General features: G+C 55.0%; 20 protein-coding genes. 5 read left to right on the plus strand and 15 right to left on the minus strand.

Annotated features, from left to right (window positions below; translation table 11 throughout):
* Nucleotides 1–140: 140 nt before the first annotated feature.
* Entirely contained in the window at nucleotides 141–1163 is a 1023-nt protein-coding gene (locus H7U12_RS00890) for a septal ring lytic transglycosylase RlpA family protein (RefSeq protein WP_186631420.1), read from the minus strand.
* A gap of 230 nt (nucleotides 1164–1393) precedes the next feature.
* Nucleotides 1394–3856 carry a type IA DNA topoisomerase gene (locus tag H7U12_RS00895; protein ID WP_186631423.1) on the minus strand — a complete coding sequence of 821 codons (2463 nt, stop codon included), beginning with the start codon at nucleotides 3854–3856 and terminating at the stop codon, nucleotides 1394–1396.
* 312 nt (nucleotides 3857–4168) lie between these two features.
* Between H7U12_RS00895 and H7U12_RS00900 the strand changes: the two genes are divergently transcribed.
* The gene (locus tag H7U12_RS00900; protein WP_186631427.1) at nucleotides 4169–5512 is read left to right on the plus strand and encodes a hypothetical protein; all 1344 of its coding nucleotides are present in this window, start codon (nucleotides 4169–4171) and stop codon (nucleotides 5510–5512) included.
* Between the two features lie 81 nt (nucleotides 5513–5593).
* On the opposite strand, the gene H7U12_RS00905 is transcribed toward H7U12_RS00900, so the two are convergent.
* From H7U12_RS00905 to H7U12_RS00955, 11 genes are all read right to left on the minus strand, one after another.
* Nucleotides 5594–6259, minus strand: a complete 666-nt coding sequence (locus H7U12_RS00905; RefSeq protein ID WP_241749003.1) for a carbonic anhydrase — start codon at nucleotides 6257–6259, stop codon at nucleotides 5594–5596.
* Nucleotides 6260–6269: 10 nt separating this feature from the next.
* Entirely contained in the window at nucleotides 6270–7832 is a 1563-nt protein-coding gene (locus H7U12_RS00910) for a SulP family inorganic anion transporter (RefSeq protein ID WP_186631430.1), read from the minus strand.
* Nucleotides 7833–8164: 332 nt separating this feature from the next.
* On the minus strand, nucleotides 8165–9550 hold the full coding sequence (locus H7U12_RS00915; RefSeq protein WP_186631433.1) for a HAMP domain-containing sensor histidine kinase: 1386 nt from the start codon (nucleotides 9548–9550) through the stop codon (nucleotides 8165–8167).
* The gene (locus H7U12_RS00920) at nucleotides 9547–10230 is read right to left on the minus strand and encodes a response regulator (protein WP_186631534.1); all 684 of its coding nucleotides are present in this window, start codon (nucleotides 10228–10230) and stop codon (nucleotides 9547–9549) included. The genes H7U12_RS00915 and H7U12_RS00920 overlap by 4 nt, the downstream gene beginning before the upstream one ends.
* A gap of 181 nt (nucleotides 10231–10411) precedes the next feature.
* Complete coding sequence (locus H7U12_RS00925; protein WP_186631436.1) at nucleotides 10412–11512, minus strand: hypothetical protein; 1101 nt, start codon at nucleotides 11510–11512, stop codon at nucleotides 10412–10414.
* A complete protein-coding gene (locus H7U12_RS00930) occupies nucleotides 11513–13135 on the minus strand; it encodes an FAD-dependent oxidoreductase (RefSeq protein WP_186631439.1) in 1623 nt (540 codons plus the stop codon).
* On the minus strand, nucleotides 13136–14647 hold the full coding sequence (locus H7U12_RS00935; RefSeq protein WP_186631442.1) for a polyamine aminopropyltransferase: 1512 nt from the start codon (nucleotides 14645–14647) through the stop codon (nucleotides 13136–13138).
* A 12-nt stretch (nucleotides 14648–14659) separates the two neighbouring features.
* Nucleotides 14660–14878: a DUF350 domain-containing protein gene (locus tag H7U12_RS00940; protein WP_186631445.1), complete on the minus strand. Its 219-nt coding sequence runs from the start codon at nucleotides 14876–14878 to the stop codon at nucleotides 14660–14662.
* A 4-nt stretch (nucleotides 14879–14882) separates the two neighbouring features.
* Entirely contained in the window at nucleotides 14883–15062 is a 180-nt protein-coding gene (locus tag H7U12_RS00945; RefSeq protein WP_186631449.1) for a hypothetical protein, read from the minus strand.
* A 6-nt stretch (nucleotides 15063–15068) separates the two neighbouring features.
* Nucleotides 15069–16391 (minus strand): DUF4178 domain-containing protein, encoded by a 1323-nt coding sequence (locus H7U12_RS00950; RefSeq protein ID WP_186631452.1) that lies wholly within the window; start codon nucleotides 16389–16391, stop codon nucleotides 15069–15071.
* On the minus strand, nucleotides 16378–17025 hold the full coding sequence (locus H7U12_RS00955) for a hypothetical protein (RefSeq protein ID WP_186631455.1): 648 nt from the start codon (nucleotides 17023–17025) through the stop codon (nucleotides 16378–16380). Before H7U12_RS00955 ends, H7U12_RS00950 begins: the two co-directional genes overlap by 14 nt.
* A gap of 426 nt (nucleotides 17026–17451) precedes the next feature.
* Between H7U12_RS00955 and H7U12_RS00960 the strand changes: the two genes are divergently transcribed.
* The 4 genes from H7U12_RS00960 to xrtN are packed head-to-tail and all read left to right on the plus strand — an operon-like array spanning nucleotide 17452 to nucleotide 22295.
* Nucleotides 17452–18093, plus strand: a complete 642-nt coding sequence (locus H7U12_RS00960; RefSeq protein WP_186631458.1) for a hypothetical protein — start codon at nucleotides 17452–17454, stop codon at nucleotides 18091–18093.
* Nucleotides 18090–18425 carry a winged helix-turn-helix domain-containing protein gene (locus H7U12_RS00965; protein WP_377163046.1) on the plus strand — a complete coding sequence of 112 codons (336 nt, stop codon included), beginning with the start codon at nucleotides 18090–18092 and terminating at the stop codon, nucleotides 18423–18425. Before H7U12_RS00960 ends, H7U12_RS00965 begins: the two co-directional genes overlap by 4 nt.
* Entirely contained in the window at nucleotides 18415–20967 is a 2553-nt protein-coding gene (locus H7U12_RS00970; RefSeq protein WP_186631461.1) for an XrtN system VIT domain-containing protein, read from the plus strand. The genes H7U12_RS00965 and H7U12_RS00970 overlap by 11 nt, the downstream gene beginning before the upstream one ends.
* Complete coding sequence (xrtN, locus tag H7U12_RS00975) at nucleotides 20964–22295, plus strand: exosortase N (RefSeq protein WP_186631464.1); 1332 nt, start codon at nucleotides 20964–20966, stop codon at nucleotides 22293–22295. The genes H7U12_RS00970 and xrtN overlap by 4 nt, the downstream gene beginning before the upstream one ends.
* A gap of 184 nt (nucleotides 22296–22479) precedes the next feature.
* Here xrtN and H7U12_RS00980 read toward each other — a convergent pair whose 3' ends face one another.
* Nucleotides 22480–23706, minus strand: coding sequence for a multidrug effflux MFS transporter (locus H7U12_RS00980; protein WP_186631466.1), 1227 nt, complete (start codon nucleotides 23704–23706; stop codon nucleotides 22480–22482).
* A 314-nt stretch (nucleotides 23707–24020) separates the two neighbouring features.
* A complete protein-coding gene (gene glgP, locus H7U12_RS00985) occupies nucleotides 24021–25679 on the minus strand; it encodes an alpha-glucan family phosphorylase (protein ID WP_186631469.1) in 1659 nt (552 codons plus the stop codon).
* Between the last annotated feature and the right edge of the window lie 388 nt (nucleotides 25680–26067).

Here is a 26067-nt window from a genome sequence, read left to right on the forward strand (position 1 = left end):
CTGGTCTCACTTTGCAAGGTTTCACTTGTTCCGTTTTCGGCCTGTTTTTATAAAAGAAGCCGAAAAATGAAAGAGGCAAAAGACGGAACCAAGTTGGCTTCCGTTTTTTGCCTCTTTTCAGAAAAATGGCTTAGAAACGCCTAGGGCATGTAAGACACCTCCACTCTGAAGCGCTTGTCTACGGCACCAATTTGCTGGCAGGCTTTTCTGGAGAGCTTCACCACCACTTTGTCATTGTCGCCGGTGGCGGGCAGTTTACCGATGACGCGCACGTACACGGTCTGGTCATTCATGGGGTTCTTCACCGCCATGATGGTACCCACCGGAGCCGATTTATGCAAAGCCAGAAACTTGTTCGCATCGGTACGGGTTTCGATCTGCTCGGCCATGCCGCTCTCGTTGATCCGGGAAACGTATTCCGAGGTTTTAGAGGCGGCGGGTTTGTCTTCGTCTGCCTCGGCTTTAGCCGGAGCTGGAGTTGTAGTTTTGGCCGTGGTGGCTACCGGGGCGGTGCTGGTGGCGGGTTGCTTGGCCGGTGTAGCGGCAGCGGCAGTGTTGGTGGCAGGCTGCTTGGCGGTGGTGACCACGTCATCTGACTCGGGCACGTACACTTTGCTGGCGGTTTGGGTCCCGCTGGCTTGCGCCGGAGCTTTGGCTCCCACGCCCACAATCATCTTCTGCCCTACTTTTACAGTAGACGAGGTTAGGTTATTCCACTTCTTCAGGTCGTCAATGCTCACCTGGTGCAGGTTGGCGATGGAGAACATGGTCTGACGGGCCTGCACCGTGTGGATTTTGTTTCCCTTGGCGTCTACCTCGTACGTACGGTTCGCGGCGGGGCTGGCCACAGGAGTTTCAGCGGCGGCAGAAGTAGTGACTGCGGCGGTACTGGTGCTGCCCGCTCTCATGGGAATGAGTACCGTTTGCCCCACAATCAGTGATTTGTTTACATTTTTATTTACGGCCACAATCTGGTCTACGCCAACGGCGTACTTGCGGGCCAAGCCATACAGGGTTTCGCCGGGCGTTACTTTGTGGGTGATGTAGGTTTTCCCGTTCTGGACTTTAACCCCGGTGGAATCTCGGGGGAACAATGTCTCGGCGGAGGCGGCGCCATACGAAACCAGAAGACATCCCAAAACAAACACAAACTTCTTTAACATGGACTCTACTTCTTTTAATCAATAAAAAACCGGAGAAGTACCTTTATGATTGATCCCGGATCTTCAGCCACGGCGGGCATGTTTTCCGTAAATTCTGGCCACTTCCCTTTCTCTCAGACTTCCTCAGAACGGCAAAATGTCCCTTCTAAGTCTCTTGTGAGGGTGTAAGTTACCAAAAAAATTGGTAACCTTCTCTCTTCCTTTTCCGTTTAGCGCAGTCCTCAAAAGGCTTAGAACTGGTAAACGACTTTGTACTCTTCGTTCAGTTTCAAGGCTGCTTCAAATTTGTTGCCAGTTTTGGGCGAGGTGAAGCCTTTGATCTTACCGGTCTTGCCTTTCAGGATCAAAGCCTGAATCTGACTCTCGGAAAGCGTTTTTCCGTGCAGTTCAAAAGGCACCATGAACTGGCATCCTTCCCGGAAGCGGCTGCACCCGTAGGCGGTTTTGCCTTTCAGCATCTGGCCCTGGCTACACTTCGGGCAGATCATCACCACCGGCTTCTGGACCTTGGCCTCTGCCCTTTCCAGCTGTAGTTCATGCGTGGGGGACAACACAAAGGCCGCATCGTACTTCTCCCCCGAGGTCTCGTCCACAAATCCTTTCACCACCGGGCTTTTGCCTTTCTTCAGAAGCGCCTGCACCTGCTTTTCGGCCAGCGGCTTGCCCTGGAAATTCATGGGCAACCGGAACGTACAGCCCTCCCGGAAACGGGCGCAGCCGTACGCCTGGCTCCCTTTCAGGATATGGCCGGCCCCGCAGGACGGGCACGCGCCCAATCCGCTCGTGGGAGCGGCGGCGTTTTTGGCCTCTTTTTTCGTTTTCTCCCCTTTTTTGACGGGCTCCTTTTCCTGCGGTTGGGCAGCAGTTTCAGTGGGTTGCAGGGTTACTTTGTGGGTATCCTGCTTTACTTCCTGCACCATTTCCCACACCAGCCCTTTTAGTTCCTGCAAGAAATCATCGGCGGAGAACTCGCCGCCTTCAATCTGCCGCAGCTTTTTCTCCCACTGCCCTGTCATCTCCGCAGATTTGAGCGTGGGGTTCTTGATGACCTGAATCAGGTCGATACCCATCTGGGTGGGCAGTATTTTCTTTTTCTCCTTCCGGATGTAGTTGCGTTTGAACAGTGTTTCGATGATGGCGGCCCGGGTAGAAGGCCTCCCGATGCCGTTTTCCTTGAGGGCTTCCTTCAGTTCATCGTCTTCCACCTGTTTGCCGGCGGTTTCCATGGAGCGCAGCAGCGTGGCCTCGGTGAAATCCTTGGGCGGACTGGTAGATTTACGCTCCAGCAAAGGCTCGTGCGGACCACGTTCGCCGGCATCAAAGTGCGGCAATACGGCCAGATCCTCTTCCTTCTCCTCGCCTTCGGCCCCGGGCTTGGCGGCAGGTTTGGGAGCCGCGGGGTTTTCCTCAGGGCCATACACCACGCGCCAGCCGGGCTCCAGAATCTGCTTCCCCTTCGCCCGAAACGCATGTTGCGCCGCCTCGCCGTTCACCACCGTGTTGCTTACAATACAGTCTGGGTAAAACGCCGCGATGAACCGCTTGGCTACCACGTCAAACACCTTCGCCTCGGTCCCGAACAGCCCGCGAGCCTCAGAACCGGTGGGAATGATGGCGTGGTGATCGGTGACTTTGTTGTTATTGAAAACCTTCGCTGATTTTCTGATTTTCTTGCCCAGCAATTCCTGGGTGAGGTGCTGGTAGCCCGTGAGACCACTTAAGATAGAAGGAATCTTGGGGTAAATGTCATCGGGGAGGAACGTGGTGTCTACCCTGGGATAACTGACCACCTTTTTCTCGTACAGACTCTGCACCGTTTTCAGGGTCTCATCCGCTGACATCCCGAATTTATTGTTGCACTCCACCTGCAAAGACGTTAGGTCAAACAGCCGGGGCGAGCTCTCGGTGCCGCGTTTGGTTTCCACGTCCTTGATCTCAAACTCAGAGGGCCTGATCTGCTCCAGAATTTCCAGGGCTTTGGCCTCGTCTTTGAATCGGCCCGAGGTGCTGCTGAAGGTCACCTCGCGGTACACGGTCTTCAGTTCCCAGAAAGGCTCTGACTTGAAGTTCTGGATCTCCAGGTGCCGGTGCACGATCATGGCCAGCGTAGGCGTCTGCACCCGGCCCAGGGAAAGCAGCTGCCGCCCCTGCGCGTACTTCACGGTAAACAAACGGGTGGCGTTGATGCCCAGGAGCCAGTCACCGATGGCGCGGCTTTTCCCGGCCTGGTACAACTGGTCAAACTCCTTGCCGTCACGCAACTGCGCGAATCCCTGCCGGATGGCTTCCTCGGTCAGCGACGAAATCCAGAGGCGTTTGAACGGTTTGCGGTACTTGGCCTGGTGCAAAACCCAGCGCTGGATAACCTCCCCTTCCTGCCCGGCATCTCCGCAGTTGATCACTTCCTCGGCGCTGTCCAGTAAGGTCTGGATGATCTTGAATTGTTGCTCTACCCCTTTGTTGCTGATGAGTTTGATGTCAAACCGGTCTGGCACCAACGGCAGGTCTGGCAGGTACCAGCGTTTCCAGTTGGGGTTGTAGTCATCTGGTTCGCAGAGCTGGCAAAAGTGCCCGAAGGTCCACGTGACCTGGTACCCATTGCCCTCAAAATAGCCGTTCATCTTGGTTTTGGCACCAATGACGTGGGCAATCTCACGGGCTACGCTAGGTTTTTCGGCGATGCAGAGTTTCAAGGCTTTTTTTCTAAAAACAGGTCAAAAACAAACCACAAAGGTACGCAAAATTGAAGGCCTATGCCAATTTAGACGCTCTGCCAGCCATATAGCACTTTACCTATGTACTACAAATTTCTCACTACTCCATCGATTTCCTTTATAAATTCACTATCAACCTTTTACCACCCCTGCAACACCTTACAACCGTTAGGAAAACAGACCAATATTTAGTATTTATACTTAACCCAGGCAAAATGGACTCGTATACAGGAACCGATGCCTTTAGTGGCATCTGAAGAATCCATCATTCACCTTTAACTAGATACAACTATGAGAAATCACGGAATGGGGTACGATGCGTTTAACTCGTATCGCTCTGGACATGAAAACACCAATCGTAGTGAATGGGGCAGCTTGGGCAACCGCATGGAAGGCCAAGGCAATAAAGATTATCAGTCTTACGGCGGCAGCAACAACCGCGGCAACTCCGGTGAACGCGGCGAAAGCAACTTCACCAGCCAGGGAGGTTCCGTTTTCAGCGGCAACCTAGGCGACCGTCAGGATAACCACTACAGCAGCCAAGGATCTAACTACGGCGGAAACCAATACCGCACCGGAAACCAAAGTGACCAGAACAGAAGCGGCACCAGCGGCCAGTACGGCAGCAGCAGCGGCTGGAGCGGACACTCTATGCAGGACAACAACAACAACATGCGCAGCGGCTCCTCCAACCAGGGAGGCTATGGCTCTTCCATGGGCAGCCAAGGCAGCTACGGTTCCCATAACTCAGGATCAAACCAAGGCTCGTCTAACTACGGTTCTTCCAACTACGGATCATCGAACCAAGGTTCCCGTGGCGGGTCAAACTACGGCCAAAGCGGCTCCTCCAACACAGGGGGTTCTTCCTCTAACATAGGCACCTACGGCGGGGCCCGTTCTGGCTATGCCGGATCATCTTCCGGAAACACCTCTGGCGGCGCGCTGGACAGAGGCAACGCTTACGGCAACTACGGCAACTCCAATGATTTCCGCGGATCAGGTTCTGGCTACGGAACTTCAAATTACGGGAGCCAGCGCGGCGGACAGTCATCCGGTTCCTCCAACTACGGCGGATCTTATGGCCACAGCGGGTCTTCGTATGGGAACAATTCCGAGTCTTCTTACGGGCAGTCTTCCAGAGGCGGTTCTGGCTACGGAATGAGCGGCAACTCAGGCATGGGCAATTCCTCATCGGGAATGAACAGAGGCGCCAACTCCTGGGACAATGACCGTCACTCTGGCGGTTCTACCAACCTATATGGAACCAACAACCAAAGCAACTACCGCAGCGGCAGCAGCAACAACAGCTGGATGAACGACCATGACGACCACGATCATGCCCGTTTCAGCCATGGCAATGCCAACGAAAACCGTTATTCTGATGACTACAGCCATCCGTCTAACATGAACCGTGGCAACCAGTACGACCAGGACCGGTACAGCCACAACCGCAGCCATGACAGCCACCAGGACAATGACCAGGAAGAAGGCTTCTTCGAAAGAATTGGCCATGGCATCAAAGATGCCTGGAACAGCATAGCCGGTGACGATGACAACAATGACAATAACCGCCGTGGTTCTGCCGGTGGCCCTCCGTACAACTACGGGGCCGGCTCTAACAACGCCGGTTGGTAATCACCCCTCCTTTTTAGGGAAAAAGAAAGCCCCGCCAATATGGCGGGGCTTTCTTGCTCTAGAACAAAATCAGGGAAACTATTAAGATGGCTCTTGCATGCCGTAGATGTGCGCAAATCTCTTGAGCATGTGCTCTTTCACGTTCAGGTTCTTAAGGATACCCTCCCGGATGTCATACACCAAGCCATGCAATTGCGGCGGGTTTTCGTTCTTCAAAGCGTTCTGGATGATGGACGTTTTGGACAGGTTGATCACCTGCTCAATCACGTTCAGTTCCACCAACCGGCGGAAGCGCTGCTCCTCATCCGTGATGAAGTTGAACTCGTTCTCGTGCAACCGGATCACGTCTTTGATGTTGGTGAGCCAGTTGTCAATCAACCCGAACTGTTTGTCGCTCATGGCGGCGGCCACGCCACCACAGCCGTAGTGGCCTACCACCATCACGTGCTGTACTTTCAAGACCTCCACGGCGTACTGCAGTACAGAAAGAAGGTTCACGTCTGTGTGTACCACCATGTTGGCGATGTTGCGGTGCACAAACATCTCGCCTGGGCCCGTGCCGGCAATCTGGCTGGAAGGCACCCGGCTGTCTGAACAACCAATGAACAGGTATTTGGGAGTTTGCCCTTTGGCCGAACGCTCAAAGAAATCTGGGTCCTCTTCCCGCTTTTTCTCCACCCACTCGCGATTTCCTCTGAAAATACGCTCCATGTCGGGGTGCATTGGTTCATTATTGATAGCTTCCATATAGTCTTAATTAATGCATTTCCATTGTTTTCACGGATGGGATATCGCGCAGCGTGAGCCGGATGTCTTTTTCGTGGGCCACTGTCTTGAAGTTCTGAATCGCTTCCAGAACATCATAGTCAATGTAGGTAGACTGCGAACCGTCAATGACCACGTCACTGTTGGGGGGCAGGTGATCTAAGGTGAGCGCCACGCTGGCTTTGTTCAGGAAAGAAACGTTCTCGCTCAGTTTGATGTGGATTTTCTCCTGCCCGTTAAGGCTTTCGCGTTTAAAGAAGTACGGTGACTTGTAGTTGGCTTTCAGGATGTAGAACACGCCTACCACTAAACCAATGGAGATACCTTTCAGCAAATCGGTAAACAGAATGGCCAAAATGGTGATGATGAACGGCAGGAACTGATCCATGCCCAGTTTCCACTGAGTTTTGTACAGCACCGGTTTGGTGAGTTTGAAACCTACCATCAATAAAACAGCGGCCAAAGCGGCCAACGGCACCAGCCCCAGCACATTGGTCAGGAACAGGATGCTCAACAGAAGGAATACGCCATGGAAGAAGCTGGATAGTTTACTCTCACCGCCGGCATTCACGTTGGCGGAGCTTCTCACAATTACCGCCGTCAGCGGGATACCGCCAATCAGACCACTCATCATGTTCCCCACGCCCTGGGCTTTCAGCTCACGGTTAGTCGGGGTGCGGCGCTTGTGCGGGTCCAGTTTGTCAACGGCTTCCACGCTCAGCAAGCTCTCCAAACTGGCCACAATGGCCAGCGTGATGGCTACCACCCATACCTGCGCATTGGTGATAGACGCCCAGTCCGGAAAACGCAGTTCATTCAGCAGAGTAGCGGGGCTGGAAATCTCAGGCAGCTGCACCAGGTGCGTATCAGCGATGGCCAATGCTGGGAAAGAGTTCTGGAACATCAGGTTCAAGCCAATGGAAACCAGAACTGCGATAAGAGCGCCCGGAATGAGCTTCAAAATGGTATTCCGTTGGATAAACGAACGCTCCCACAGAATCAGGATGCCCAGAGAGACAATCCCCACAATCAGGGAGCCAAACTGCAACTTGTTGCTGAAGGCGTAACCAATTTCTGAGAAGGTGTTCCGCCCGTCTGACTGGAAGAAGTCCAGGTCGCCCAGGAAGTCATTGTCAGCGCCCAGGAAGTGCGGTATTTGTTTCAGGATCAGGATAAGACCAATGGCGGCCAGCATCCCTTTAATAACCGATGACGGGAAGTACAACCCGATGATCCCGGCTTTCAGGAAACCCAGAATCACTTGGAAAACCCCGCTCAGCACCACGGCCAGCAGGAAAATCTCGTATCCGCCCAGCGACTGGATACCGTTTAATACAATTACGGTCAAGCCCGCAGCCGGACCACTCACGCTCAGTTGCGAGCCGCTCAGCCAGGAAACCACCAAACCACCAACTACCCCGGCAATCAAACCTGCGAAAAGAGGCGCCCCAGAGGCGAGGGAGATCCCGAGGCATAGCGGCAAGGCCACCAGAAAAACCACCAAGCCGGCAGACAAATCTTTGCCTACGGTGTCAAATAATCCCCGTTCTTTCATACGATGTGTCTTTTGCACCCTTTGCCATTGTGGCAAAGGTTTTTACCTATTATAGAAATTTTGAAACACAAAAGTCACTAAAGGGAATTAAGATCGAATTAAAACCAAATTAAAATCTGATTAAAATGGAAGAAAGAACCATGGTTTGATCATGAAGAAAGCATTCCGTTTTCTGCCTGTTTTCAGAAAAAGAAGGCCAAAACGGAGGAATGACTAATGGCTACCAGAAATTAAATTCAGATTAGAAATACCCGCATCCGTTTTAAGGCCATTTTAAGGAAAAGGGGGCCAAAACAGCCGGAACCCGTGAACGCCTGAAGAAGGAGAACTTCTCAGATTTTGTAGATCTCGTAGAGTTTAGGCAAGGTGATGGTGACCTCGGTGCCTTGGTTCAGCTGGGAATGGACCGCGATGGAGCCTCGGTGCAGCTTGATGATTTTCTCGGCCAGCGGCAACCCGATGCCGTGCCCCGAGATATCGCGCACGCTCTCCGCCCGGAAGAAAGGCACGAACACTTTCTGCACATCCTCCTCGGCCATGCCGATGCCCTGGTCGCTCACCCGCAGGTGCACGAAGGTGGGCTGCACTTCAATGGAGGCGGTGATGAGAGGATCGGTCCCCGAGAATTTGGCAGCGTTCTCCAGCACGTTCACCGTGGCGATGAGCAGCAGGGCCTCGTTGCCAATGACCAGCAGTTCGTTGTCATCCTCGGGCAGGTTCGCGAATACCACTTCCACCTTCATGTGCGGCTGCCGTTTGCGAGCCTCGGCGCAAGCCTGCCACACCAGTTCGTCTATCCTGATCTCGGTCATCTGCACTTTGGAAGAATCGGTACTGGCTTGCACCATCTGCAACAGGCCGTTGGAGAGCTGCGCCAGTAATTGGGCATCTTCCAGGATAGATTTCAGTACCCGTTCGTATTCCTCGGTTTGGCGCTTTTTCATGAGGGCCACCTGCAGCTCGCCAATCATGGCGGTCAGCGGGGTCCGGAGTTCGTGGGAGGCGTTGGAGACAAACGTGCGCTGCACCTCAAAGGCCCGCTCCAGCCGGTCCAACAGGTTGTTGAAGGTCTGGGCCAGTTGCGCGACTTCGTCCTGCCCCTCGGCTTGGGTTAAGCGGCGGTGCAGATCAGAGGCATTGATTTTCTCCACCTCAGACACCACTTTCAGGAAAGGCCGCAACGCCGCCCGCGAGAAAGCCATCCCGCACAACACCACCGTGACCAGCGCCATCACAAAACCCGTCAGCAGCAAGGTGCGCAGGTGCAGCAGTTTGTTCAGGTTGTACAAATCAATGGACGAAGCCAGCACGAAGTGGTATTGCCCGCGGTGCAGGTACCGGATGCCCACCACCTGCCTGTCGCCTTGGTCCAAGCGCACCTCTCCCTGCTGGCTTAGCTGGTTCAGCAGCCCCGGCGGGATCTTTATTTCTTCATCGCCCTCACTGAAGATGAGGCGCTGGTTCTGGTCATACACCTTCACCACCTCGCGGGGCAGCATCTGGAAATACAGGCGCTGGTCCAGGGCGTGCTGCTGCTGGCTCACGGAGTCGGCGTCCAGCACGAAGTGGGCGGTGGCGTAGGCGCGGTTCAGGATGCGGCCGTAGAAATCATTCTGGCGGTAGAGCGAGCTGAAGTAGTAAACGGAGACGCAGAACAGCAGCAGAATACCCGTGAAGATGGCGGTGAACTGCAGCGTCAGTTTGGTTTTGATTTTCATTTTTCCTCCATTTCCTTCATCACGTATCCCATGCCCACCAAGGTGTGGATCAGCTTGGGCGAGAAATCTTTGTCAATCTTCTTCCGAAGGAAATTGATGTACACGTCTATCACGTTGCTGCCGGTGTCAAAAGATGTTTCCCAGACCTGTTCAATGATATCTACCCGTGACACCACGCGCTCTTTGTTGCGCAGCAGGTACTGAAGCAGGGCAAACTCGCGGGCGGTCAGGGAGATGGGCTGGCCTTTCCGGAAGACGGTTTTCTTCTGCACATCCATTTCCAGATCGGCGATTTTCAGGACCTCAGTCCCCACACTTTCCTGCGAGCGGCGGGTGAGCGCCCGGATGCGGGCCAGCAGCTCCTGAAACTCGAAGGGCTTCACCAGGTAATCATCGGCGCCGGAGTCAAGGCCCAGGATTTTGTCATCGGTGCTGCCCAGGGCGGTGAGCATGAGAATGGGCACCGTGAGGCTATGCTGCCGAATGAGTTTGCAGACCTCCACGCCGTTCATGCGCGGCAGAATCACATCCAGAATCACCAGGGCGTATTCATTCTCGGTGGCCAGCTTGGCACCGTAGAAACCGTCATAGGCCGTCTCCACCTCGTACATCTGCTCTTCCAGGCCTTTTTTGATGAAAGCGCTTACTTTGGGTTCATCTTCAATGAGCAGGATTTTCATAGGCATCTACTTGGGGTGGTTTGGCTGGACAAAGGTAACTATTCAGGCTATATGATGGGCAGCCGCCTCAGATGGCCACGCAAATCACTGGCACAGCATCTTTAGGAAGCTAAGTTCCATTGAGGCGGGGTTTCCTGTTTTGCGGGTGTTTTGCTTAAAACAGGCTTAAAACGAAGCGCCTTCAGGCGGATACGTTGGCCATGGCGGCCTTCTTGCGGGAAGACGTTTTCCAGATGAAGCCGTCCAGGATGTAGTGCGTCATCTGCGGCAGGGCCAGCAAAGGTACCAGCACCGAAAGCAGCACGTGATCCTCCACCGCCGACATCCCCTGGAACGAGGCGAACACCTCCGGATGCTCGCGCCACACCAGGGCATCCCAAAGTCCTTCCTCCACATACGCCAGCACCACCACCAACCCGATAAAGAACGTAATGCCCACCGCGCCCAGCGAGAGCCGTTGCCGCCAAGTGAGATGCGCGGCCGCTCCCGGAGCGTTTTGGGGCTGCTTTCTGGAAATCCAGACCAAAGCCAGATAAGGAATGCCGTGGGAAATCACGTTGAAGGCGGTAAAGATCAGGTCGCCGTTGTACTGCACAATGCCCACGTACCAGGCCAGGAAAGTACCCGTGATGACCAGGTGCCGCGGCAGGTTCCAGCGTCTGGTTTGCCAGAACACACAGATCTCCTTGAGCAGGTAGCCTACCATCACCCCGATGTTCAGCAATGCGATGTAGGGCGTGAGCTGGGGCAACTCAAACGTCAGGAAATCATCTTTTATAAACCAGTTGAAGTTGCGGTGGCCTTCCAGGTGCCAGTACAGCAGCGGCAGCAAGGTGGCGGCGTACACACAGACGGTATCTACCTGGTGCTCCCAGCAGGGGCGCTGCTCCTTCCGGGAATACAAGCGCATGAAGCCGTACTGCTGCCGCACAAAGTGATACACCGCCAGATACGCCAGAACCCGCCAGAAAATCCCCTCGCCCAGAGAATACAGCACGACTCCGCCCACCCAGGCCCCCACCGGAGCCCAGAGCAGCAGTTGCCCTTTCTGTTTCAGGGCTTCTTTTTCAAAATAGGTCCTGAAAAGGGTGCTGTACACGTGGCCCACGTCAATGAGCAGAATGAGCAGAACCCAGGCGGGAACCGGCAGGCTTTTCACGTGCTGCTGAAAGAAACCGGGGAAAAGCAGAATAGCCAGCAGACACAAAAACGGCGGCGACAGGATAAACAGAACGTCTACCTTCGCGGAGTGGAGCCAGGGCTGTTTTGGGGCCGTTTTCACTTAACTCGTTAAAATCTGTTGGGCCGCTTTGATGCCCTTGTAAAACGCCTCTTCAAAGATGGAAATGCCGCTGAGGTCTGAATGGGCGAAAGCGATCTTGTTCTGGATGGGTTGGGCGGCGGCCTCCCGATCGGGTCCCCAGATAAAACCGGGCGTAGGTTTAATCATGCCGTGGCCCCAGACCCAGACATCCAGCTGCTCCACTTCCTCCCGGATAGAGGGGTGCGCCTTCTCCAGTTCCTGCAACACCAGCTCGGTCCAGTCTTCCCGCTTTCTGGTAAAAACCGCCTGCCGGGAGGCCGGAGACGTGTCTGGGATTGGGTAGTAAAAGGTAATCACCTGCTTATCGGGGAAGCCGACCACACTCTGGTGCTGGGCGTTCACGTAGCCCAGCGAGGAGCTGCCGTAAATGACATTGTCCCAACTCAGCGGAATTCCTTTGCCCGCCGGCACCTGATTCAAGGTAAGGTTCGCAACCACCCAGGGGGCATAAGTAAAAATCCGGCTGTTGACCTTCGGGGCAGCGGGTACCTTGGCGAGCAGTCGTTCCCGCACAAACTGCGGCGTGGCCATCACACATTTCTTAGCCATGAGCCTGGTGGCCTCATCAGTGGCTAAATCAAGGTAATCAACAACGATTTTATCATCGGCTACTTCCAGGTTGTACACCAAAGAACCGGTTCTGAGGTCGGGCCCGGCTTGTTCCCGCAGTCGTTCAGCCAGCCAATGATTGCCCTGGGGCCAGGTGAGCACGCGGTGGGCATCGGAGTTGGCAGCCTGGGCCCGGCGGGCGGCAAAGTAGTGGATGGCGGCCCAGGCCGAGGTCTGCGCCAGCGTTCCCCCGAAATCATCCAGGCAGCAATACTCCACGTACCAACTCAGGTAAGTTGAAGTCAGGTTTTGCTTTTGTAGCCAGTCCTGCATGGTCAGTTGGTCCAGTTGCCGGAACTGGTCATCAGAAGAAGAATGCGCCAGCGGAATGTCAAAGGCGAACCGCCCATCTGCCCCTTTGGCCTGCTTCATTTCGTCCATGAGCGCCTGAAAGCGGTCTATCTGCTGAAGATCCGCGGGCGGCACGCTCCAGTTGGGCACCAGCCCCTCCTGCCAATAGCCGTTGATGAAAAGGCGTTCCTCCGGATCAAAGCACAGGTGGTATTCATTGTATAAAGGCAGCCCAGCCGCATCATAGCCGGTGATCAACTTCGCCTCCTCCAGAAAACGTAGCAGCTGCGTATTAGAGTTGTTGGGCAAAGGCAGGTAATGGGCACCCCACGGAAATGCCGAGTGCGCGTTCTTCCCAGATTGGCTGTTTCCGCCGGTGCGATCTTCCAGTTCCAGAAGGCACACCCGCTGCTCTGAGTTTTTCTGCAGCCACCGCGCCGCCGATAAACCGGAAACCCCACCGCCGATGATCACCACGTCCACCTCTTGGGTACGCGCGGGTACTTTCCGGATGCCGGTTCTGAGTAAATGCCCCGCCTTGAAGGAAGGGCCAAACAAGCGGCCCGCTACCTGCTTGGTCTCTTCGGTCCCGCAGCCGGGCAAGGCCGTGCCCGCCAGTGCCAAACCACCCAGGGCCAGTGCACTCTGCTTCAGAAACCGTCTTCTCTCCTCCGCCTTCATCTAATTGATATAGTGCGCCCATTCGTCTTCAAAATAGCGGACGAGGGCCTGGTTGTTTAACTTGTTGACCTCGGTCTGGCGGGCGGGCATGTCCTTGGGAAACGTGCGCATCTGCTCAAATGTGGCCTGGTCCAGAAAGCGTAATTGAGGCATGAACTGCCCGTTTACCGGTAGCATTTTATCCGGCGAAGCCAGCACAAAACCCCAATCGCCGAAGGAGGGCACGTGGGCGTGGTACGGCAACGTGGTGAAGCCGCAACTCACCAAGGTGTTCACCACGCACCAGTACGCGTTGGGCGCCACAAACGGCGACGTGGCCTGAATAACCGCGGCCCCACCCGGCGCAATGGCCTGCCGCAGCACCTTATAGAAGGTATTGGAATACAGCTTCCCGATGGCGTAGTTGGCCGGGTCCGGAAAATCAATCACCACGAAGTCAAACTGCTCCTGGCTGGTTTTGAGCCATTGAAAGGCATCGGTGTTGATGACCTGGACTTTTTTGGAGAGCAGGGCTCCTTGATTTAAGTTCTTGAGCACTTCGTGGCTCGCAAATAGCTTGGTCACGGCCTGGTCCAAATCCACCAGCACTACTTTCTCCACGCTGGGGTAGCGCAGAATTTCCCGCACGGCCAACCCGTCGCCGCCGCCCAGCACCAGCACTTTTTTGGGATATTTCACGGAGTTCAACCCCGGGTGCACCAGCGCCTCGTGGTAGCGGTACTCGTCAGAGCTGCTGAATTGGAGGTTCCCGTTCAGAAAGAGCCGGAACTCCCGCTCATTTTTAGTCAGGACGATCTTTTGGTACGGCGACTGCACCGAGTAGATGATCTTATCGGCGTAGGAAAGGCTCTCGGTGAAGGCCAGAATGCGATCACTCAGCACAAAGCCCGCCACCAACGCCACAATGGATGCCACGCAGGAAATCCGGAGGAAATGAATCCACTTGACTTCTTTGCTGAAATAGAAACACAGCCACAGGGCCACCCCGGCGTTCAGCAAGCCAAAGAAAAAGGAAGTACGCAGCAAGCCCAGGTGCGGCACCAGCAGCAGCGGGAAAATCACCGAGGCCAGCAAAGCCCCGATGTAGTCAAAGGTGAACACCTTGGAGACCAGCTCCTTGAACTCAAACCGGTCCTCCAGAATCCGCATGATGAGGGGAATCTCCAGGCCCACTAGAATTCCGGTAAGAGAAACCAGCAGGTAGAGCACCATCTGGAAAGAAGCCACCCGGTCAAAAAGTAAAAACAGGAGGGTGGAGCTGAAACCGCCCACCACGGCCACCAGCACCTCCACCTGAATAAACCAGGCAATCAGGTTGCGGTTGAAGAACCGTGACAGGTAACTGCCAATGCCCATGGAAAACAGGTACACCCCAATAATGGTGGAGAACTGCGTCACCGAATCCCCCAGCAGATAACTGGCCAACGTACCCGCCACCAACTCATACACCAACCCGCAGGTTGCCACCACAAACACCGAGAAGAGCAGCAACACCTGTACGTTTATACGCATGAAACCAACTTCTTACCCGTGAACAGATGCACCAATGATGATGGCGATGGCGATGATAAAGGCCGCAAAAACGACTGCCAAGGCCATATTCTGCTTTTCCAGAATCTCTTTCCAGAGGTTTTCCGGCGTGATCATCTCCAGGAGCCAGAAGGTGAAGAACAGGATGGCGATGCCAATGAAGGAGTACAGCAAAGACGCGGTAATCAGTTTGTAGTTGATGAGTGATTCCATGGGTTTATTTGTGGTAAAAGGTATGTCTTCTGTATCCGCCGGAGGAGGTGCGGGAATTGCTGCCCGCCTCCAGTTCTTCTTTGTCATCGCCCAGGAAACGGGTGCCGGTGAGCCCGGCATAGGCGAAGTAGCCCACCACCAGCGCCAGGTAAGCAATGAAGATCTTTTTCAGGTTTTTCTGCATAAGCGCTTACTCCTGTTCATAAGGTGAATAATCGCTGTTCATCCAGCGGTTCTTTTCAAAGTTGTAGTGCCGCATACCCTGCACCGCCGGTACGGCCGCCAGAAGCAGCAAAGCAATCCAGAAGTTGGACCAGATGGGCACATCCTGCACCAGCATAAGGTGAAACGACTCCGGCCGACTGGCCCCGAAGGCGAAACCCTCCCGCGAAGGCTGTAGGTACACCTGGTAGGTACCGCTGGGAAGCGAGGAAAGAATATGGTCGGTGCCGGGGCTGCCCTCAGACCAGCGTTCGCCGTCTTCATAGCCGCTGTAAAACTCCACCCCTACCTCTACAAAGTATTCGCGGCCCGTTTTCACGTTCAAAAGCGAGATCCCCGTGGCAAACCAGGTGTTGGTGACCGGTGCCCGGAGAAATACCTGCACGTTGGTGGAACCCAGAAAAGAGGAACCAATGTCTATGGTGGGGCCCGGCAATGGCAGCAAGGTTCCTTTGCCAACTTCTTCGGTGAGGGTATAGGTTTGGTCCAGCAGCACCTTATTCTGGTGGAAGAGGGAAAACAGCACCTGAATCACCAATAGAATGCCGGCGGCCCAGCCGGCCAAGGTGGCACTGTATCTAAAGGAGAAGTTCTGCGAAAAAGGTTCTACCGCGCCTACATCCAGCCGGTCTGGCATGGCCCCTTCCAGCGCGAAGGCCTGTTTCACCTCCTCGGGCTCCAGGTGCTCGCCCAACATCCAGCTCTGCTCGGTTCTATTCACCGAAAGCGTGAGCATGTACGGCGGCGCAATGTACTCCAGGTACTGGCTGGTGTCTTTGTGGGTGGCCCAGAAGAACTCGCCGCGCGCGGCCATGACCTGAGACCTGTATTTGTTGTAAAGCTTGAACTCCCGATCCAGATAATACACTTCCGCCTGCGTTCTCCGGGCCCCGATGGAAAAATCAAAGATATACCGGAAGAAAGTCCAGTGCCCGTCATACTCAGACAGGTAAGCGTACCCGTGCACCGGGTTGAAGAGCACGTACTCCCGCCAGCGGTATTTAAGGTTCTGCTCTTTGTACACCAGAAACCCCACGACCCGGTACCGCACATCCTTGATTTTACCTTCCCGCCCGATGGGCAACAACGGCTCGATTCGTTCCTTGTCAATCGCCTGGATGGGAACCAGCCGATCGTCCTTTACTTCAGACAGATAGAAACACTTTTGGCAGCACACGCTTTTGGCCTGGGCAAACGTAAACAGCTCTATCGTGTTCTTGCACTGCGGACACGTCACTTGCAGCGGCTGCGCCGGAAGGGTGCCCTTCTCGTTCACCTCAAAGCCATTCATGGTGTACCCGGGTTCCTTGAAGTGATAAATCCTTTAACTCAACGTACCAGCCCAAATAGGCATGGGGCGGCCCGTACGAGGTGGCGTGCACGAGGCCCATCTGCCCATCGGTCCGGAACAGCTCCAGGGAGGTAAACCCCTGCTCCAGAAGCCCCTGCTCAGGCACCTCTCCTTCCCAATAGATGCTTTTCACCTTGTCAATAATTTCCACCTCCAGCGCAACGTCCATCAACGTAAGGTTATCTCCGATGGCCGCACTGAGTACTGAGGTTAAGCCGGTGTAGTTGGATTCCTGAAAGAGGCTGTAATTTCCGGCCCAGTCGCCCAGCCATCTGGTCTTGCCGCTGGCAAACAGGACAAACCAGTGATTGCGGTACCCTTCGGAGAAAAAGTACTGAATACGGCCAATCACCTCAAAGGCTTCTCCCTGGAACATACCCGTGGTGCCTAGCTGCACTATATTCAGGACCTCTTTCATGGGCGAGGCCTGCTGAAGAACCGCTCCCTCCACCCCTGCTTTTCGCACGATGGTCCGGCAACTGGGGCAAACCTGCGACAAGGTGAACTCGGTTTTGAAGACAAGGCTGGTACTACAGGAAGGGCAAGGGAAAGGGGTACCCACTGGTGCCATCATAACTTTCTAAAGAATCAACGCCGGTGAGCAACAGCCACCGGGCCTGTTTTGGGTTTGTTTTGCTAAAAATAGTATTAAAATGTTAAATTCAGAACAGATTCTGGCCCAGGCGTTCCTCCCTATCTGCTACTTATAGACATGTAAACCCGCCTCAGCTCCCCATCCACAGCCAGCACCCTGGATTCAGGCCTCTGGAATAATGCAAACGCCATCACTTCCTTCAGGTATCTCCTGCGTTTTTGGGCTATTTCCGGTAAAACAGCCTTAAAACGAGTGAAGTGGTTAAACCTTGGAAAGAAAGATGCTTCCGGCCAGACCTGATAGTTTCAGGATGCAGAGCACCTTTCCGCAGAGGTAAAATTTATTTTCGGTAACCTATTGGAGAACTCGGCAGTACTACTAACTTTGAAACTCAAAGTACTTTACATGAACACACATCTACAGCACCTGGAAAACCTGAGAGAGATCAGGAGCATCATGGACCGGTCCTCCCGTTTCCTGTCGTTGAGTGGCTTGTCGGGGGTAGCGGCAGGCGTATGCGCGTTGCTGGGCGCCGGGGTGGTGAAGTGGTACCTAGGGAGCCATTACCTGCTTTCGCGCTCTTTTTACCAAACTACCCCTAATTGGGACACGATCTTTTTCCTGGGCGCAGTGGCCGCGGTGGTGCTGGTACTGGCGCTGGGATCTGGTATTTACTTCACGCAGCGCAAAGCCCGGCAAAACCGGCAAACCATCTGGGACAGCCAGGCGAAACGCTTGCTGCTCAACCTGGCCTTGCCGCTGGTCGCCGGAGGAATTTTCTGTGGGGCGCTGCTTTACCACGGCCTCGTTTACCTGATTGCCCCGGCCATGCTCATCTTCTACGGATTGGCTTTGCTGAACGCGAGCAAATACACGCTGCGCGACATCCGGTTTCTGGGACTTTCAGAAATTGGCTTGGGCCTGGTGGCGTGCTTCTTCATCGGGTACGGTCTGCTTTCCTGGACCATCGGGTTTGGGCTGCTGCACATTCTGTACGGCACCATCATGTATGTCAAATATGAACGGGAGGCACCAGCGCACACGTGAAGAACTATCTTGAAGACATGGACAAAGCGTTTGAAAGCAAGGCGCGGCTGGGCATTATGTCGGTGCTGCTGGTGCAGGAGAAAGTGGAGTTCGCGAAGCTCAGGGAAACCCTGCACCTCACCGACGGCAACCTGGCCAGTCACCTGCGCGCCCTGGAGGAGGCGGCTTACCTGCGGGTGGAGAAACAATTCGTGGACCGGAAGCCCAACACCACCTATGCCGCCACATCTACCGGGAAACAAGCCTTTCAACAACACCTGAATGCCCTGGAGAAACTCATTTTAAACAATAGATCCAATTTTCAACCAAAAAAATTTAACCATGAACTTTGAATTACAAAGTACTTTAGAAAAATCAAAGGAAGTAATTCCTTCCCCACGTCAGGTCCTCAAACCCCTCCTTAAAGCAGGCCTCCTCTGCATTCTAGCCTCCTACGGGCTCTTCGTCTTCCAGGAATGGCAGTTGACCGATGACAACGGTAGAAATGAAAACTCGCTTTTCCTGGTGAATTACCTGCTGGCAGTAGGATACTTTGTTGCTTTGCTCCTCCAAAAGGGCTTCCGATTCAAGGCCCCGCTCTCTTACCTGGATCCCCTCCTGCTTTTCCTGGTGCTGGGCCTCATCAGCTGTTTCTCCCTGAACAAAGAGCTCACGATATTCAACCCCAGCGTGGACTGGCTGACGGGGTGGCTGATGGTGGTAGCAGGGGCCATGATCGCGTATGCTTTCCGGTTTTTCCTGCCGAGGGGTCTGCAGCTGGTGGTGGTGTTTCTGCTGGGCACGGGCGTGGTGTTGCTGGGCTATTATGCCATTTACCTCACCCCCTATTATTGGGCGGGGGTTATAGGCGCTCTGGCGCTGGGGCTAGGTTTGCACCTCTTCGTTCCGGTGAGTACAGTATTTTACCTGTTGGTTACGGCCAAACGGATGTACCGGGAAGATACGGGCATGACCCGCACGTTTGTGGTGGGCATTCTGGTGCCGGTGCTGTTTGCATTGGTGTACCTGAGCCTCTGGCAGGCCGGCCACGATAAAATCACCCGCATCCTGAACTCCTACCAGGTGCAGGACCGGCAGGACCTTCCGCGCTGGGTGGTGCTGAGCCAGCAGATTCCCACTACGCCCATCTTTGAGCGCATCGTGCAGTCTGATTTTGTGTACCAGGCCGCCTCTGAGTCCTTTGAGGCTTTCGGGACGCCCGAGCGGCGGTTTGAGGAATTGCAGCGCCATGACCCGCTGGTGGTGCTCGCCACCCGGCTGTTCGGGAAACCGGAGTTAACCCGCGAGGAACGCATTAAAATCATGGAGAGCCGGTTTGGTACCCGCCACGCCGCACAGGAACGTCTTTGGTCCGGGAAGCACCTCTCCACCAGCAACGTCATCACGCACGCCCAACTTTACCCGCAGTACCGTTTCAGCTACACAGAGAAAATCCTGTCCATCCGCAACAGCCTGCCTCGTCACTGGGGAGAGGAAGAAGCGATTTTCACCTTCCATCTGCCCGAAGGCAGTGTGGTCACCTCGCTTTCCCTCTGGATCAACGGGGTAGAGGAAAAAGGCTACCTCACCACCCAAAGCAAAGCCGACAGCGCCTACAAAACCGTGGTGGGTGTGGAAGTAAGAGACCCCTCTGTGGTGCACTGGCAGGAAGGCAATACCGTGAGCGTGCGGGTCTTCCCCTGCACGCCGCAGGAAAGCCGGCAGTTCAAGATTGGAGTAACTTCTCCGCTGCGGCTGGAGGATGGCCAACTGGTCTACGAAAATATCTACTTTGACGGACCTTCGGCGCAAAACGCCTCTGAAACCACCGTGCTACGGGTAGAGGACGGCACCTCGGCTCTCCGTTTACCCGATGAATTCCGAAAAGCCTCCTCAAACCGGTATGAGCGCTACGGAGACTACGAACCAGACTGGACCCTCCGGCTACCGGCCCCGGCCCTCAGCTCCCAACCGTTCTCCTTTGCCGGACAAGCTTACCAGATGCAGGCGTACACGCCCGTCCTCACGTCCTTCGCCCCCGCCCGTGTGTACCTGGACCTGAACAAAGCCTGGACCGAGGAAGAGTTCAGCACCGTTTTGCAGGCGGCCAAGCACGCGAAGGTGTATGCTTTCACCGGCGGTGTTATGACGAAACTGACGCCGGAGAACCAAGCTGAGATCTTCCGGGAGCTGCACCAGCTGAATTACTCGCTGTTTCCGCTGCACCTGGTCAAAGATCCGGTGCAGGCCCTGGTCATCAGCAAAGGCACCCCTGACAGTTCTCCCAACCTGAGCGACCTGAAAAGCAGCCGTTTTGCCGATGATTTCGCGAAAGCAGCCCCAAAACAGGGAGCCATCCGGTTCTTCCAGCTGGGTTCTACGCTTTCGCCTTACACCAAAACCATGAAGGAACTAAGCCTGCTGCAGTATGACCAGGGCTCGCTGGAAAAGTTGGTGGGGCTGTTAAAGCAGAAGCAGTTTTTGCAACCGCCCACGGAGGCAAACGCCGTCTTTCTGGAAGCCGCCGGGGTGAAAATCACGCGCGCCGGCACGGCTGATTCGTCCGCCGCCGGGCCCGATCACCTGATGCGGCTGTTCGCCTACAACCACTTGCTCCAGCAGATCGGGCCGAGGTATTTTGAGAAGACTTACCTGGAAGAAAAGCTGATTGAAGAGGCCACGCAGGCCAACGTGGTGAGCCCGCTTTCCAGTCTGGTGGTGCTGGAAACCCAGCGGGATTACGAGCGGTTCGGGATTGAAGAAAGCAAGAACAGCCTGGGCAATGCCAGCGTGAAATCGTCTGGGGCCGTGCCCGAGCCGCACGAATGGGCGCTCATCTTCCTGGTGATTCTGGTAGTGTCCTTCTCCGTACTCAAACCTCGGCTGTTCTCATGAGCGCTGTCGCTTTCCCCTTTGGGGCTCTTTTCCGGAAAACGGCCCTAAAACCGACCGTTGCGTTGGGAATAGGGTATGTACTGGTGGCGGGGTTTTTCCTGCGCCAGTACCTGCTCTGGGACCCGCAGTGGGTGCTGGGTTTGGCCTTGCTGCCGTTCATTACGTTGCCTGCTATCAAAAGGAAATCCTCCCCGTTTCTACTAATCGGGTTGGTTTGCCTGCTGCTCATGGCGGCTTTTTACAAGATCACCACGTTGTATTTCTTCGCCCTGCTGCTGGCGTTCTGGGTTTTCCTGCAAACGGTAATGGGCAGATCGGGCGGATACGCCCTCCTGATGCTGGCGGTGGCCTCCCCCATTTTCAGGTACGTCTCCGAGATCCTGAGTTTTCCGCTGCGCTTGCAGCTTACCAAAGCCGCGGCGGTTCTCCTGAGTGTGAGCTACACCAAGGTGGAGGCGGTGGGGAATCTACTGCTGCTGGACGGCGAGGAGTTCTCCGTGGACCCCGCCTGCGCGGGCCTGCACATGCTGTCGTTCTCCTTGATGATTGGGGTTTTTCTGTTGGCGCACCTGCACCGCACGCAGCATAAACCCTGGCCGCTCTGGCAGCTCACCGTCTTGTTGGCCGCCATGCTCCTGCTGAACCTGGGGGCCAACCTCCTCCGGATTCTAGTACTGGTCATCCTCCGGATTGGCCCCGAGGATCTCATGCACGATGCCGTGGGCCTGATCTGCCTGGTTCTGTACGCCCTCCTGCCGTTTTACCTGCTGGTGAAATTCACTAAAAACAGAAGCCGTTTTAAAGCTGATTTCCCGAAAGAAGCCTCAAAACAGGAAAACCCATCCAAAGAGACGGTGACGCTGCACCTGCTTCTCCTGCTCTGCCTGGCCGGCGTGGGCTACCAGGTGCAAACAGACCGGAAATCTCCGCAACTTACATCCCGACAGACCATCCCCGGGTTTGAGAAGACCATTCTTCAGGATGGCGTCACCAAATTCACCAACGGACAGGCTTTGGTGTACATGAAACCCGTGCGGGCCTTCTATTCCACTGAGCACCACCCCATGATCTGCTGGGAAGGCAGCGGCTACCAGTTCAAGCACGTGTCTGAGAAGCAGGTCAACGGCAAGATCATTTTCACCGGTATTCTGGAAAAAGGCCAGGACCGCCTGCACACCGCCTGGTGGATGGACAACGGCCGTCACCAAACCATTTCCCAAGCAGATTGGCGATGGCGAATGGCCCGCGGCGAACCAGCGTTCCATCTCGTCAACGTCACCGCCAGCACAGAAGCCCTCCTTGTGGCCCAGGTCGGGGAGTTAAACTGATGAACCCCTGGTCAGATAAGACCTCCACCTGAGGATTAAAATCTTCGCCTACAGCTTGACTCAAAGTAGATTCGGGCTGTCAACCAAGTCATCGATTACGAGTTCCCGCTAAAGCAAATCGCCCGTTTAAGAGCCGTTTTCAGAAAACAGCCCCTAAACGGGCGATTCATTTCAGGAGGAAAGATTACATCTCCGGAACGGCTCCGGATAGTTCGGCGGCACGGTAGTTGGCGGCGCTGCTCTGCCCGATGAAGTAGATCAAAATGCCCAGCACGGTGCAGGAGGTCATCACGATCACCATGGGCAAGGCCGTTCCGTTGTGCAGCAAACTCACGGCTCCCGACACCAACGCCCCGATGCCCATCCTGAAACTTCCGCCCAAGGCCGAGGCGCTGCCCGCAAACTTGGAGAACGGAGCCAAGGACAGCGCCGAGGCGTTGGGCGCCGTAAGCCCCTGCCCCAGCAGAAACAGGAACAGGACAATGATCAAGCCCATTTTATCGTACCAACCGGCGTACACGCCAACCACCATCAGGGCGCCAACCACGGTCTGGTACATCAGCCCCATTCTGATGATCTGGTCGCTTTTCAGTTTCCGGAGCAAGATGTGGTTGAACTGCGGGGAACCGATCATGGCCACCGACAGGATCGCGAAAATCCAGCCGTACTCCTGCTCGCTTACTTTGTAGATGTTCATGAACACATCCGGCGAGCCTGAGATGTAGCCGAATGGTGCCGCCGAGGCAATGCCGCCCACCAGGGTGTACACCAGAAACTGAGGGTTCCGCAACACGGCTAGGAAATTTCCCAGCACCGCCTTCGGCTTCAGCGACATGCCGGGGTCTGGTTGCTTCCCTTCGGGGAGGGCGAAGAAAATCGCGATCAGGATTGCCAGCGTGATGGCACCCAAGGCGATGAACACCGAAGGCCAGCCGAACGCCGCCGTCATGTAGCCGCCCACGGTGGGCGCAATCATGGGCGAAACGGCGATCACCAGAATCAGCCAGGAAAACACCTTGGCCGTCTCGGACACCGGGAACAGATCGCGTACCAGCGCCTGGGCCGCCACCATGCCCGCACAGCCGCCCACGGCCTGCAGAAACCGCATGGCAATAAGCATGTCAGCGGAGGTAGACAGGGCGCAGCCGATGGAAGCCAGCACGTACACGCCCAAGCCCACGTACAGCGGGTACTTCCGCCCGAAACGGTCCAGCAAAGGGCCGTAGAGCAGCTGCCCGGCCGAAATTCCTATCAGATAAGCGGTTAACGAAAGCTGTACTTTGGAGATGGTGGTGTTCAGGTCCTGGGCAATGGCCGGAAAACCCGGCAGGTACATGTCAATGGAGAAGGGACTGATGGTGGAGAGGGAACCCAGAATCAGGATAATCAGAAAATATTGTTTACGCGTCATAAGAATAAGCCAAAGAGGGCAAAGGTACGCTTCTTCAAGGGGCAATCCCCTGGAAAACCCACTTTTGTGCCAGTACCCTCTGTGAAACTGACTTCTTTCTACGCAGTTAATGTAGACCCGGCCAGGTGTTTACGGCTTGTTTTCTGAAAATCGGGCAAAAAACGAACATAAGTTAAAAGTACCCTTTGGGAACGGGCTAGCCCTCTGAACCAGCATCGCTTTCCCGCACCTCTTCCCTCCTCCCGTATAAAAAAAGCCGCCGGGAGAGAGCCCCCCCGGCGGCTTTGCTGCAAGCGTAAACTCAGGCCAGCGGCTTATTTGCCGTCCTGGTACATGAGGTGGTAATACTCATCGGCCATGCGCTCTGAACCGAAGTAGGCGGTCACGTCACGCATGCTCTGCTTCATGATGTTGACCCATTTCTTGCGGTCCTGGTAATAGGCCGGGATAATCTCGTTCTCCAGAATGCTCATCATGTTCTCGTAGTCCTGATGGTCCTGCTCAAGATCCGGGAGCGTGGTATCCACGATGGGGAACAGGAAGCTGTTCTCGCCATGCTTGCCAAATTCGGGAATCCAACCGTCCTGCACCGAGAAGTTGATGGCTCCGTTCATGGCGGCGGTCATGCCGCTGGTACCGGAGGCTTCCCTGGGGCGGCGCGGCGTGTTCAGCCAGATATCGGCGCCATATTTCAGCTTGGCCGAGAGGTCCAGTTCGTAGCCCGTCAACACGGCCACGTTCTTCTTCTCATGCGAAATGTCAATCAGTTTATTGAAGATGCTGATGGCGCCGTAATCAAACGGATACGGTTTCCCGGCCCAGATCACCTGTACCGGCTGCCCCTCGCGGTTCACGAGTTCAAAAAAGCGGTGCAGGTCATAGAGCAGCAGATCGGCGCGTTTGTAGGCGGCGAAGCGGCGGGCCCACACAATGGTGAGCACATCGTTCTTGAAGATTTTCCCGGTCTGGTCGGCCACAATGTCAAAGAGCGGCTTTTTCATCTCGGCTTTCAGCTGCACCAGACGCTCGTCATCGTTGGTTTCCAGCGCCTTCCTCAACTCGGGGTTCTGCCAGTAGGTGATGTTCTGGGCGTTGGTAATGGACTTGATCTCGCTGATTCCCTCGTTGCCGTACCACATCTCCCTGGACACCTCGCCGTGCAGTTTGGATACTCCGTTGGACATCTTGGAGAGGCGCAAAGCCGTCAAGGTGTAGTTGAGGCTGGTGCCGTGGGCCCCGGAAATACGGCGGGCTTCCTCCACGGGCAAAGCCCCGAAGAAGGACATTTTGGCCAGCAGGTCTACATCGTGCTCCTCGTTGCCGGCTTTTTCTGGGGTGTGGGTGGTAAAGACCATCCGTTTTTTCACCTCGTGCACATCGCGGTAGCGGTCAAAAAGGTGGAACACCAGCGGCAAGGCGTGGGCTTCGTTCATGTGGTAAATGGCGCATCCGCCCAAGGTCTCCACTACTTTGGCTCCGCCGATGCCCAGAATAATGCTTTGGGCAATACGGGTGGGAAGTTCCGGGTCATAGAGGCGGTGGGTAATGGTGCGGCTCAGATAATCGTTTTCGGGGATGTCAGTGGTGAGGAAGTACATGGGCACCGTCCCGAAGGTGTCGGCGGGCAGCACCAGCGCTTTGACCCAAACGGGGTTGTTGTGGATGTTCACCTGCACCATAATGCCGGTGTCTTCCAGAAAGGTGTAGAACTTCTTCTGGAACTGAGCCGCCATGTACTGGTCTTCCTGCCGCACCTGGTCATAGTAGCCATAGCGCCAAAGGATGCCTATGCCAATCATGTTCTGGCGGAGTTCATAGGCGCTGCGCATGTGCGACCCCGCCAAATACCCCAATCCGCCGGAATAGATTTTCAGGGCCTGGTGAATTCCAAACTCCATGCTGAAGTAAGCCACTCGCTCACTGTACTTCTCATTAATGGTATACGGATGATACCACTTGCTGTAATTTCCCATAAAGTAATAGACGCGGTAACGTAAAGTTCTTCTCTAGGTAAGGCCAGGCGCGGTTTCAATTCTTGCTTCACCGGAAGAGAAAAGTTCAGGGCCAGCCCTACGTATTAATACTAGTGATATTCTGCTTTAGAAACAAATACAGACGCTATATGCAAGAAAATCTCAGAAGATGCATCTTCTACTGACAATTAAATTTCTGTAAGATTTTGACGAAGGAATGGTTTGTCTTCCACAGAAGCTGAAACAGTTTAGCTGCCCTGAGAAGCAAGGGGCTGTTCCCTTGCCTGTTGGTGAGAACACCAACAAGGGCTTGGCTAAATACCTAAGGTGCCGTCTAAATGCCGAATCTAAAAAGGCTTCCCTCAAAGCTTAATTCAAAAGCTCCGTT

This window comes from Rufibacter sediminis, from assembly GCF_014269285.1.
Classification (GTDB): Bacteria; Bacteroidota; Bacteroidia; order Cytophagales; family Hymenobacteraceae; genus Nibribacter; species Nibribacter sediminis.